At 51.5% G+C, this 12305-nt stretch carries 9 protein-coding genes; 2 read left to right on the plus strand and 7 right to left on the minus strand.

The genetic code is table 11. The features are described 5' to 3' along the window. The 3 genes from VNN20_13925 to VNN20_13935 all read right to left on the minus strand — a co-directional run. Window positions 1-953, minus strand: a 953-nt coding sequence (locus tag VNN20_13925; protein HWP93288.1) for an efflux RND transporter permease subunit, incomplete at its 3' end; no start/stop codon positions are given. Between the two features lie 3 nt (window positions 954-956). Continuing rightward, the gene (locus VNN20_13930; protein HWP93289.1) at window positions 957-2090 is read right to left on the minus strand and encodes an efflux RND transporter periplasmic adaptor subunit; all 1134 of its coding nucleotides are present in this window, start codon (window positions 2088-2090) and stop codon (window positions 957-959) included. Between the two features lie 68 nt (window positions 2091-2158). Next, entirely contained in the window at window positions 2159-2917 is a 759-nt protein-coding gene (locus VNN20_13935; GenBank protein ID HWP93290.1) for a sigma-70 family RNA polymerase sigma factor, read from the minus strand. A 349-nt stretch (window positions 2918-3266) separates the two neighbouring features. Here VNN20_13935 and VNN20_13940 point away from each other — a divergent pair, with 349 nt between their 5' ends. Both VNN20_13940 and VNN20_13945 read left to right on the plus strand, forming a co-directional pair. Continuing rightward, entirely contained in the window at window positions 3267-6179 is a 2913-nt protein-coding gene (locus VNN20_13940; protein HWP93291.1) for a sigma 54-interacting transcriptional regulator, read from the plus strand. Window positions 6180-6635: 456 nt separating this feature from the next. Next, a complete protein-coding gene (locus tag VNN20_13945) occupies window positions 6636-7148 on the plus strand; it encodes a nuclear transport factor 2 family protein (GenBank protein ID HWP93292.1) in 513 nt (170 codons plus the stop codon). A 150-nt stretch (window positions 7149-7298) separates the two neighbouring features. On the opposite strand, the gene VNN20_13950 is transcribed toward VNN20_13945, so the two are convergent. From VNN20_13950 to zwf, 4 genes are all read right to left on the minus strand, one after another. Beyond that, window positions 7299-8360 (minus strand): NAD(P)-dependent alcohol dehydrogenase, encoded by a 1062-nt coding sequence (locus VNN20_13950; protein HWP93293.1) that lies wholly within the window; start codon window positions 8358-8360, stop codon window positions 7299-7301. Between the two features lie 449 nt (window positions 8361-8809). After that, on the minus strand, window positions 8810-9574 hold the full coding sequence (gene pgl, locus VNN20_13955) for a 6-phosphogluconolactonase (protein ID HWP93294.1): 765 nt from the start codon (window positions 9572-9574) through the stop codon (window positions 8810-8812). Window positions 9575-9750: 176 nt separating this feature from the next. Further along, a complete protein-coding gene (glk, locus tag VNN20_13960; protein ID HWP93295.1) occupies window positions 9751-10746 on the minus strand; it encodes a glucokinase in 996 nt (331 codons plus the stop codon). Beyond that, window positions 10734-12272 (minus strand): glucose-6-phosphate dehydrogenase, encoded by a 1539-nt coding sequence (gene zwf, locus VNN20_13965; protein HWP93296.1) that lies wholly within the window; start codon window positions 12270-12272, stop codon window positions 10734-10736. Before zwf ends, glk begins: the two co-directional genes overlap by 13 nt. Between the last annotated feature and the right edge of the window lie 33 nt (window positions 12273-12305).

Below are 12305 nucleotides of genomic sequence, written 5' to 3' on the forward strand. Positions count from 1 at the left end.
TCTCTAAGACGGTGTGCCACCTCTATCTCGTTCGAGCCGACGACTGGCCAAATCCCTAGGTAAACCGCCTCTTGGTCGCTGAACTTTGCGACCATGTCGGCCTCCTCGGCCCCTAGCTCGACCCGGGCTACATCGCTCAGCCGCACGATGGCACCACCGCGTTCGGCTACCACCAGGTCTTTGAACTCATCAACCGCACGCAAATCGGTGTTTGCAAGCAGATTCACCTGCACTAGGTTGCCCTTGGTTTGCCCGACGGCGGCGAGGTAGTTATTGCGCTCTAGAGCTGCATGTACATCGCCGGGCGCCAGGTTGAGCGCAGCCAGTCGATCCGGATCGAGCCAGACGCGCATGGCGATCTGGCGTCCACCCTCGATGGTCACGCGCTGGACCCCGGATAGAGTAGCGAATTGCGGCTGCAGCGTGCGCGCTAGCCAATCGGTGATGGCCGGGACGCTCCGTTCTGTGGAGGTGAAGCTCAGGTAAAACGACGCATACGGCCGGTCGGCTCGTTGCACCTCGACGACCGGCGGCTCGGCTTCCGCCGGAAGCTCAGAGCGAATCTGCTGTAGACGCGCCGTAACCTCGGCCAGCGCCGCCGTACTGCTGTGGTTGAGCTTAAGTCGCACCGTGACGGTGCTCACACCGGCGCGGCTGGTAGATTCGATATAATCGACGCCGCTGATGGCTGCTACCGCCCGCTCGATGGGCGTGGTCAGGAAGCCACGAACGGTCTCGGCGCTGGCGCCGTAGTAGACAGTCGTGATCACCACGGAGGAGCTCTCTATCTGCGGATACTGTTGCACCGGCAGGGTCATTATCGCCCGCCAACCCACGAGCACGATCACCAAGTTGACCACTACCGCCAGTACCGGGTGTTTGATGAAGATGTCGGTGAATGAGCGGCCGTCTCCGCCCTTTTTGTGTGGTTCCAGATCTGTCTCGCTGTTCACTTGTCACCTCTCCGTACGTGAGTCCGTCCTGTGGTCGCTGGCAATAGTAACCAGTGCCGCCTCACGCAGCTTGAAGGACCCAGAAGTAGCCACACGCTCCCCGGGGGAGAGCCCGGCAAGTATCAACACCTCGTCGTCGATTACCGAGCCGCTCTTTACCCGCCTGACGTGCGCTCGGGTCATACCTTTATCATCCGGCGTAAGCACGAATACGTGGTCGCCGTCCGGTCCCTTGCGCAAGGCACTCACCGGGACGGCTACGGCCTTACTGGACTGGCCCACCGGAACCCTGACCCGTACCGAGGCACCCGGTGCAGGTGCATAGGCAGCACCCTCGACCCTCACGCGCACCATGGCGTTCCGGGTGGTCGGGTCGATGCGCGCATCGATCGCCACGATCTTTGCGGTGGTTGGCGATGAGTTACTGGTGGCGAAAACGTCCACACTTTCACCTTCACGAAGGCCCATAGCCACCCACTGTGGAACGGCAAAGTCCACGTGCACAGCATCGTCGACGCCCTGGAGCGTGGTGAGCTGGGTGCCCTCGTTCAAATACTGGCCAGGGTGCACATCCGCTAGACCCACCCGCGCACGGAAAGGCGCACGTATGGTCTTCTTGGCGATGATCGCCCTGATGCGCGCAATCTGTGCCAGGGCCACATCGCGCTCCGCACGGGCGCGGTCTAACTCCTCTTGGGAGGCGGCACGGCTCTGGGTTAAGCGCTGCATACGGGCGAGCGTCGTCTCGGCAAGGGCAGCCTGCGCCTGCAGGGCCTTAAGCTCAGCCTCTTCGACAGATACATCGAGAGCTATCAGTAGCTCACCCTCATCGACCACCTGCCCCGGTGTGAACATCACCTGGCGGACTGTGCCCGGAAGCTCGTTACGCAGGGTGATCGAGCGCAGGGCCAGGACCGTCCCGATCGACGTCATCGTCGGACGATGCTCGCGTTCCTTAGCAACTGCGGCCATCACCGACTCCATCGGTTCGGGCTGGTTTGCAGAAGCAAAATTGGCCTCCTGTATGGATGCGTACTTCCACGCAGCCAGACCGCCCCCGGTCCCGACCAGCGCCACGAGAAGAAGAAAGGACCCAATCCAACCACGACGAATCATGAGCAGTATCCTCCTAAGCATTTGTCCCTCGTATTTTTCGAATCTTTCCTATTTCCCGTCTAGAGCCAATTATCCGATTAGATATAAAACTAAGTGAAAGGATACGAATTATTTTCCCCGTCCATGGGTAGATAATCTGAAAGCTTATCCCTTAGAAAAAGCCTAGCTCTAAGAATCCTGGATTTAACATTCGGGAGGGAAAGCCTCAATATTTTTGCCACCTCATGATTTGTCAGTCCTTCAACATCCCTTAAATGAAAAACTATTCTATACGGCTCTGGAAGCTCATTCACCGCACTTTCTATTATCTCCATCACTTCTTTGCTGAGGAGTATCTCATCAGGCCTACCGCTCCAGTCTTTTGCTTCAACCCCTTCCAGCACTCCATCCTGGTTATAAGGAGTGTAATCCTCAAGGGTCACATTATTCTTGTATTTCGTCTCAGACCTTAAGTGAATGAAACTAGCATTTGATGCCACCCTATGGAGCCAGGTGGAGAACTTAGACTCTTCATGAAAGGTATTGAGCTTCCCTACGAGGGTGATAAATACCTCTTGCAGGACATCCTCTGCATCACTGGGGTTTCGTGTAATCCTTAATGCAAGCCTGTAAATCTTGTCCGCATAACGATTTACCAGTTCATCAAAAGCCTCTTCATCCTGAGCTTCGACGAAGCTCCTGACCAGCTCCTCATCAGATAACTCTTTGTGGTTTAATATTACTTTATAATTTAAGCCTCTTCCGGACAAAGACTCGGGTATAGCCCTGCCTTTTCCTGCTATCGAGCCAAAAAGCTGTGATTCTTTCCCTATTCCTGCTTTTTCTTCGACTATGTTAGCTCTTCCCATTTTTCACCTCGCGTACAGCTTATGTAAACCTTTATGCGGGCCGTTTCTACTTTTAAAGGACAAACAACTTTTTCAACTTTTGCGGCCTTATTTTTTAGTCATCAGAATTTAGCAAAGAATGTGCCAAGATAAAAAAGCAGCCCAGCTAACACCTAAGTGGCTTATGTTACAGTATTTTTGCTGTTTCCAATTGCTATTTATCCGCTATTTGAAGGCAGGCTATCCTGAGAAATATCACAACTGTCGTGAAATATCACGAAAAAAATATTCTTTTTTCCTTGAACACGCAGGCTTAACTGATACAATATTTACGGGAATCAAGGAAATTACCAACCGCTATTTATTTGATATGAGCACCCCCGACGTTTTAAAAGAACTTGAAGAATCCCTCTCCCTACTAAATGCGACCCTGGAATCGACTGCCGACGGAATTCTTGTGGTCAGCATTGGAGGGAAGATAGTCAGTTTTAATCGGAAACTTGTAGACATGTGGAATATCCCTGATTCCATCATTGATTCACGGGATGATAATCAAGCGCTCGAGTTCGTCCTCGACCAATTAAAAAACCCGGAAAACTTTCTCAAAAAGGTGAAGGAGTTGTACAGCCAACCGGAGGCGGAAAGCTACGACGTGCTCGAGCTTAACGATGGCAGGATATTCGAGCGTTATTCCCAGCCTCAGCGAATTGGAGAAAAGGTTGTGGGAAGGGTATGGAGTTTTCGCGATGTTACCGAGCGCAGGCGCGCTGAGCAGGCGCTCCGGGATAGTGAGGAACGGTACCGTACACTGGTTGAAAACGCGTACGACTTAATATCTGAAGCAAGCAGCGACGGACGATGGCTCTATTTCAGTCCTAACTATAAGGAAGTGTTAGGTTATGAGCCTGATGAGATCATAGGCAAAAGCATTTTTGAGAAGAATGAAACCTGTCACCCTGATGACCTGGCCGACTTTAAGACTGAATTCACCAGAATGGTGAATACGTTCTCCTCTTCACGCGGCATATTCAGGCTGCGACACAAGAATGGAGAGTGGCGATGGTTTGAGGGCGTGTGTACGCCGTTCAAGAGGACTACGGGGGAGGTTCGGATAGTTTGCATCTCTCGCGACATTACAGAGCGTATGCGCGCGGAAGAGGCACTAGAATACCGAGTTAGATTCGGCAATCTCATATCGTCTCTATCCACACACTTCATAAACCTGGCATCGGATGAAATTGATGAAGGTATTAATTACGCCTTAAAAGCGATAGGGGAATTTGCCGAGGTTGACCGCAGTTATATATTCCTTTATCGGGACAGTGGAAGGATAGTGGACAACACCCATGAATGGTGTGCTTCCGGGGTAGAGCCGCAGATCCATAGGCTAAAGGGACAACTAGTTGATGACTTTCCCTGGCTCATGGGAAAGCTTAAAAGGGGAGAGGTAGTGCATGTGCCCCGCGTCTCAGACCTGCCACCCGAAGCCAGCGCCGAGAAGAAAGAATTTGAATTTCAGGATATTCGCTCGCTGGTCATCGTCTCCCTGGTTTTTGGCGGGTCCCCCATTGGATTTCTGGGTTTTGATTCCGTTCGAACCGAAAAAACATGGAGCGAAGACACCATCGAACTTCTAAAGATCGTAGGGGAAATGTTCGCAAACGCACTCGAACGAAAGCGCACTGAGGAGACACTTAAAGAGAGTTTCGCGCAGTTATCGAAGAAAACCCGGTACGAGAGTATAGTTAGCGCCGTAGGCCGAAGCATACACCAGACAATCAACTTGCAGGATGTGCTAGACAACGCCGTTGATGCCATAAACAAGAATATGGACCAGGCAGACATCGTCGAGATCTATTTGATCGAAGGAGATGAAGCAGTTCTTAAGGCACATAAAGGCTACACCGAAGAGTATATCGAGATGGCGGGAAGGATCCCATATCCCAAGGGCTTTATCTGGAAGACAGCGTTAAACCGAGAGACTATATATTGCCCGGATACAGACCAGGACACGATCATTGGCCCTGCCGGAAGGAAAGCAGGAATAAAGAGTTACCTGTCTATGCCCATAAGGTTTGAGGGCCAGATATTTGGTGTCATAGGCATAAATTCTTTCAAGGAAAACTCCTTCAACGAAGAAGAACAAAAACTTCTAAACACGGTGAGACATCAAATAGAGATAGCCATCAAGAATGCAAAGCAGGCGGAGGCTTTAAAGGAAGCCTTGTCAGAAGTAGAAAGGCTTAAAAACCGGCTTCAGGCCGAGAACGTATATCTACGGGAAGAGATAAGAACAGAACACAACTTTGAAGAGATCATAGGCGAAAGCCAGGCACTCAAGAACGTGCTCCGCAAAGTGGAGCAGGTAGCGCCTACCGATGCCACCGTCCTAATTCAGGGCGAGACCGGGACCGGCAAGGAACTGGTAGCCCATGCCATTCACAACCTGAGCCCTCGAAGGGACCGGCCTCTAATCAAGGTCAACTGTGGGGCGATTTCTCCAGGGCTGGTAGAGAGTGAGCTATTCGGCCACGAAAAAGGGGCCTTCACCGGGGCGATTCAGCGTAGAGTGGGGCGTTTTGAGCTGGCAAACGACAGCACAATTTTTTTAGATGAGGTCGGTGAATTGCCCCAAGACACCCAGGTTAAACTATTGCGCGTCCTGCAAGAAGGAGAGTTTGAACGAGTGGGCGGTTCTCAAACCATCAAGGTCGATGTCCGGGTTATAGCCGCCACAAATAGGGACCTGAAAAAAGCGGTCGGGGAAGGGAATTTCCGGCCGGACCTTTACTACAGACTAAACGTCTTCCCTATTTTAATCCCCCCGCTTCGGGAACGACAGGATGATATTGAGCTTCTGGTAAGTTATTTCACCGAAAAATATTCCACCAAACTAGGTAAAAAGGTTGAGGTAATCCCCAAAAAAACCATGGACGCCCTGCTGTCTTATCATTGGCCGGGGAATGCCCGGGAGCTGGAGAATGTAATCGAGCGGGCAGTCATCCTTGCTCATGGAAATACCCTACAGGTTGAAGATTTAATTGACATCAGACCGGACACAGATTCTCAGGGTTTAAACTTAGAAACGCTCGAGCATATGGAGCGCTCGCATATACTTCAGGCGCTCGCAAAAACCAATTGGGTAATCGACGGCAAGCGGGGCGCGGCCATGATTTTGGGTATTAACCCCGGTACCCTCCGTTCCAGGATGCGGAAGCTGGGCATCAAAAAGCCGGAAGCTTTTGAGAAAAGTGTCAGTCCCCGGGCCCAGGTCTTGAAATAAATTCGAGATGGCCTCTTACTCTAACCCTTTAATAGCCGTCTTTCAAACCCTCGCTAAGACTTCAAAGCTCACCGAAAGAACCAGACCATAGATATTATTTCTCCATACATAGAAAAATAGTGAAATCCTATCCCTTAAGAAAAGTCTTGCCCTGAGAATCCCCTACTTAACATCCGAGAGAGAAAGCCTCGATTATTTGCTACCTCAGGATCTGTAAGCCCTTCCATATACCTGCACGGCCGAGTCTGAGTTGACCGAAGTTCGGAGTTGTGATAGTTTCTCTACCGATACAGTCGATCAGTTCAACAACCAGGGTTTTGAATCCCCAAGACAAAGGAGACGAACAACATGAGGAAGAAGAGGTTTCCCCTCACCGAACGCACTACGGGGTCAGGCCAAGCGTTGATGGCGTTTAAGGTGAAGGTCCCGGATCCGTTTGCACGCCTTCCGCACCTAATGGAATTTTTTTTCGGGGTCTCTTCTGTCCGCATAATCATCATTACACTCTTTGTTGTCTTTTTCGCAACCTCATTGGGAGATATAGCCATGGCTCAAACCAAGGACGAAATCGAAGCACGTAATAAAGCAGTCGTCCAGGCCAGTTTCGACGCCTGGAGGGCTGGAACCGGCAGCCCGTACGACCTGCTGGCCGACGACGCGAGCTGGACCATCGTCGGTCATTCGGCGGCATCAAAGACCTATCCTAGCAAGGAAGCCTTCATGGGCGAGGTGATCCGGCTGTTCAATGCCCGCATGAGCGTCGGCCTGAAGCCGACGATCCGCAACATCTACGCCGACGGAGACACGGTTATCATCTTCTTTGATGCCAACGGTACGGCGCGCGACGGTAAGCCCTACGCCAATACGTATGCCTGGTTCCTCGACATGCGCGACGGCAAGGTGGTCAAGGCATTCGCCTTCTTCGACAGCACCGTCTTTAACGAGTTCTGGCAGCGCGTGAAGCCGTAGCCTCGAAGTAAGTTGCGGCGATTCCACAACGGAGAGTCTGACACGCTCGAGTAAAGATGTATGATTCGGTGTCAGATGGCCTAAGTCCATTAACCTCTGATTCAGAAGGGCCGATTAGTATTCACCTACGCGGTGACTATGGACGCACACTTAGAAAGTTATGACTGCACGCCCTATGATGTCGCCGTCGCGAAGCAATTCTAGATTCTCATTGATATCTTCGAACCCGACTTTTTTCACAGTGTGCTTAATTTTTCCCTGTTGGGCCAGGGCCACGACCTCACTCAGGTCGTTGTAGTTGCCCCAGAAAGAGCCGTGATACGTGAATTCCCGGGCAACAAAGGGAAAGAGGGGAATGTTGATGCGGCTGCCGACCAGACCGACAGAGACATACGTGCCTGCCGTCGAGAGCAGGCTAAATCCCATCTGGATAGTTTCTTCCGCACCGGCACAATCCACCACGGCATCGATCTCTCTGTGGTCAGTTCCTTTAAGTAGCTCCTTACGGATATCGTCGATTGATTTGCCCCTGGTGTTGATGACGTGGTCTGCGCCGTTCTCCTTGGCAATGGCCAGTTTTTCCTCATTTCTGGCGAACGCCACCACTGTTGCCCCGGACGAAAGAAGCTTTGCATACTGGACCGCGTAAGTACCCAGGCCGCCTACGCCGAAAACAGCCAGGACCCTGTCCGGCCCAAGGGCACCCGCGTCCCGAAGTTTCTTGATTCCTCTATACGGCGTGAGCCCTGCGTCGGTGAGAGGCGCCAGTTCTTCTGCTTTCAGGTTGTATTTTTCGTCTACGCGTATGAGGTACTTGTATGGAACTGGGATAAACTCTGAATAGCCACCGTAGGGGCCGAACCCGGGCCACCTCCCATGCCCACAAATCTGTGTGTCGCCTACCTGACACCAGCGGCAGGTGCCGTCTCCCCAGCCGCCGACAACAACGACCTGGTCACCCTCGGCCAACCCAGAAGTATTAGGCACGAGACTGCCTATCTTTTCCACAGCCCCGGCAATTTCATGGCCTGGGGTGATCGGAAACGTTGGCGAGTGGTAGTCCTTAAAATAACCATCTAAGAGTTGCCAGTCCGTACGGCACATTCCAGCCGCCGTGACCCTTATCAAGACCTCGTCAGCAGCCATGTCTGGAACCTTGACATCTTCGAGCACAAGCGTCTGCTTGTAACCATGCATTCGTGCTGCGCGCATTTCTGTGACCTCCTTTATAAAAAAGATTAGGGTTTTGTTATACCATGTCTAATATGTCTAAATTCATGAATGTTATGCATTAATATTTTTCCTGTACGCATTTGGCGTTACCCCAACCAGCTTACTAAAAACGGTAGTGAAGTGACTATGGTTCGCAAAACTAACGCTGTAAGAGATGAAGATCGAACATAACGGCAAAGATTCATTCCATGTTTTTTATAACAATTTGCCCTTTCAAGCTTGCGCAAATCATCGCTAGAAACCCTTCATCAGGCAGACTAAGCATCTAAATAGTTAGTTATTGGCAATATTCATACCATACGAGCCAGTGAAAATTTATAATCTTTAAAAAGGCCTCGATTTAAGCTCGGTTCAGCATGTTCAATATTTAAGCGGGCATGATAAAAAATGAGCACCTAGTATCCTTATCAATCAATCCATAAGGATGGTTATTCCATATCGGGCTCTAAAAATCGTGCAGCTTCCCGATCTACCAGCCAGACCAGATTTCCATTCATTGGCTGAATCACCTGCGCCGGAAACTGGTCAGGCCGATACTCCCCTTGAAGAACCGATCTCAGGGTCTCCGCTTTTTCTTCACCGCTGACCAGAAAAAGAATGTACCGGGCGTTATTGAACACGGGCGGCGTTAGCGTGATACGATATGTTTTGAACTTCCCCACCCATGGGGCAGCAACTAATCTGCTCTCTTCGTGAATGGCTTCACTCCCGGGAAAGAGCGAAGCGGTATGGCCTTCAGGGCCCATTCCCAAGAGCACCAGGTCGAAGCGCGGTTTTTGTCCTTGCCCTAGTTTAAAGAATCCATGAAGAATTTCTTCATAATCCTTGGCCGCGTCGGCAGCGTTTGGATTCTCCGCCTTGATACGGTGTACATTATCCGGTGGTACCGGCACCTTTGATAACAAAGCCTCGTAGGCCATGCGGTAATTGCTCTCGGGATGGTCGGGCGGGACATGGCGCTCATCGCCCCAGAAGAAATGAATCTTGTCCCATGCCACCCTTGCTCGAAACCCCTCGTTTCCATCGGCTAGTAATGAGTAAAGCCCTTTGGGTGTCGAGCCGCCGGAGAGCGCAACGGTGAATAATCCCTTTGCCTGAACCGCTTCCGCCGCCTGAGAAACAAACTCCTCAGCCGCCCTCCGGGTCAATTCCTGAAGATTGGATAGGACCTGTATCTCCGCTTTATCTGACAATATGGTATAGCCTCCGTTCTTTTCTCACAGTTGGTTTGTAATGTATATGGCACCCATGACTTTCCTCTTTTTTTGCTTCCTGACAGCTTTCTCCTCCTTGCGGGAGAGAATAAAAACTCCGTTAAAACTCTTTCCTTTATCCGCAATTAAAACTTTAGTCAAATAAACCTCTGACGTTATACTGTGTCCATCTTCATCGCTGCGTAACGGGCGGCGCCGAGGAGGGCTGTCTGGTCGTTCAAAATCACCCGCACCGGTACCGCTTCGAGCAATGCCCTCAAGCGTCCTTTCGCTTTGAACGCTTCCATGAACGTCTGGTCCCTGAGCTTCTCGATTATCTTGGGTGCGATCCCCCCTCCCACGAATACTCCTCCCGTGGCCAGGAATTTCAGGGCTAAATTTCCCGCTTCCGCTCCGTAAATAGACACGAACAGGTCAAGAGAATGCACACACAATTTGCTACTTCCTTCAAGTGCGGCTTGAGCAATGACCGAAGAAGGATCATCATGAGCCATTCGCTCTGAAAGCCAGGCTGGCTCGTCACCGCGCCCGCTGTCTCGTAGAAATTTGTAAATGTTGTATAGACCGGGACCGGAGAGCACACGCTCATAACTCACATGGTCGTAGTGTTTTAGCAGGAAAAGAAGCAACTCCGTTTCCAATTTATTTCGCGGGGCAAAGTCAGCATGTCCCCCTTCCGAAGGGAAAGGTTTGTAATAACCACCTTCCCAGCGAAGGCCGGCTTGACCCAAGCCTGTACCAGCAGAAATGAGGGCGGCCATGCCTCCATCATCCGTAACTCCCTCGTTGAGAACGACAAAATCCTTCGGCTCGACCAGCGCTATGCCGTATGCGCTTGCTTCAAGGTCGTTGAGTAGTTCTACGCTTTCCAAACTCAACTCGCTGGCTAATTTCCGGGAATTCACCACCCAAGCCAGGTTTGATGTCTCCGAACGTCCGTACTTCACCGGACCGGCAACACCGAAGCATGCGGCGTTCACGGATATTTTTTGTTCACCCACGAAAACACGAACAATGGCGTCAAGGCTTTCGTAATCGCGACTGGGGTATATACGCATAGACACCGGCTTCGTCCGACTATTCCGATAGTCGAAAATGGCAAGCCTGGTGTGAGTTCCGCCGATATCCCCGGCCAGAATCATCGGTCGCATCTCCTCCACTCGCGCCCGTCCTTGACCATCAGTTCATCAGCCTCCTGTGGCCCCCAGGACCCGGCTGAATAGTTGGGGAAGTTACGAGGGGGTAATGCCTTCCATACATCCAATACCGGCGTTACCACGCTCCACCCCGCTTCCACCATGTCCGCACGCTGGAATAGAGTCGCATCCCCCAGCATGCAGTCATAAAGTAGCCGCTCATAACCGGTGCTCGGCGTGCTGCCGAAGTACCTCTCATACTGGAAGTCCATATCAACCGTGCCCAAGCGGAGCGTCGGCCCGGGCACTTTAGCCCCGAAGCTGAGGGAGATGCCCTCATCCGGTTGAATATGAAGCACCAATTCATTGGGCCTCAAATTCTCGATGGGGGTCTTACGGAATAACATAAACGGAGCGCGTTTAAATCTTATGGCCACCTCGGTAACCCGCCGGGGGAGCCTCTTGCCGGTTCGTAGATAAAACGGCACCCCGGCCCAGCGCCAGTTGTCGACGTATAGCTTCATAGCCACGAACGTCTCGGTGCGGGAATCGGGTGAAACATTTGGCTCAGACCGGTAGCCGGGCACACGCTTTTCACCGATCGTACCCTCACCGTACTGCCCCCTTACCGTTGACCTCAGCACCTCCTCCGAAGAAATAGGCTGGATGGCATGTAGAATCTTGACCTGCTCATCACGCACCGCATCTGCCTCGAAAGAAATAGGCGGTTCCATACCGGTCAGGCTAATCAACTGAAATATGTGGTTGGGCACCATGTCCCTAAGCGCACCCGCTCCATCGTAATAGCCTCCTCGCTGCTCCACGCCCAAGTCTTCGGCAACGGTTATTTGCACATGGTCGATATAACGGCGGTTCCAAACAGGCTCGAAGATACCGTTGGCAAAACGGAAGACCAAGATGTTCTGTACGGTTTCCTTGCCCAGATAATGATCGATCCGGTAGATCTGGCTTTCACCGAGCACCTTGCTGATCTCCCGATTGAGGGCACGTGCGGAATCCAGGTCGCTTCCAAAGGGTTTTTCTATTATGACCCTCCGCCATTGGCCGTTCCCCTCTTTTGCCAGCCCGATTGCACCTATTTGCTCAACGATCTTGGAGAAGAAATCTGGCGCGGTTGCCAGGTAGAAAAAATAATTCCCCTTCGTCCCATGTTGTTTATCTGTTTGTGAAAGTAAGTCCCGGAGTGATTTATAGTCATCAGGATTCTGAAAGTCACCGGCCAAATAATAGAACCGATTCACCAAATTAGTCCAAACATCCCGGTCAAGCTGGCTTGTGGCAAATTTCTTTATCTCTTGGGTCATCTTTTCCCGGAAGTCCTCCGTGCTAAGATCATTGCGCGCAAAACCAACTACGGCAAACTCACCGGGCAGGAGGTTACTCTTGGCTAGATTATATAGCGCCGGGATCAACTTCCTCTTGGTCAAGTCGCCGGAGGCGCCGAATATAACCATGACACAGGGAGCACCGGGTTGTCCCGCAACTACACTTGATAAACTGTTATCATCTGGACATTCCATTTGTCACCTCCTCCCTAGTTTACGTGTCCATTC

It is taken from the genome of Thermodesulfobacteriota bacterium, assembly GCA_035559815.1.
GTDB lineage: Bacteria > Desulfobacterota_D > UBA1144 > Nemesobacterales > CSP1-2 > DATMAT01.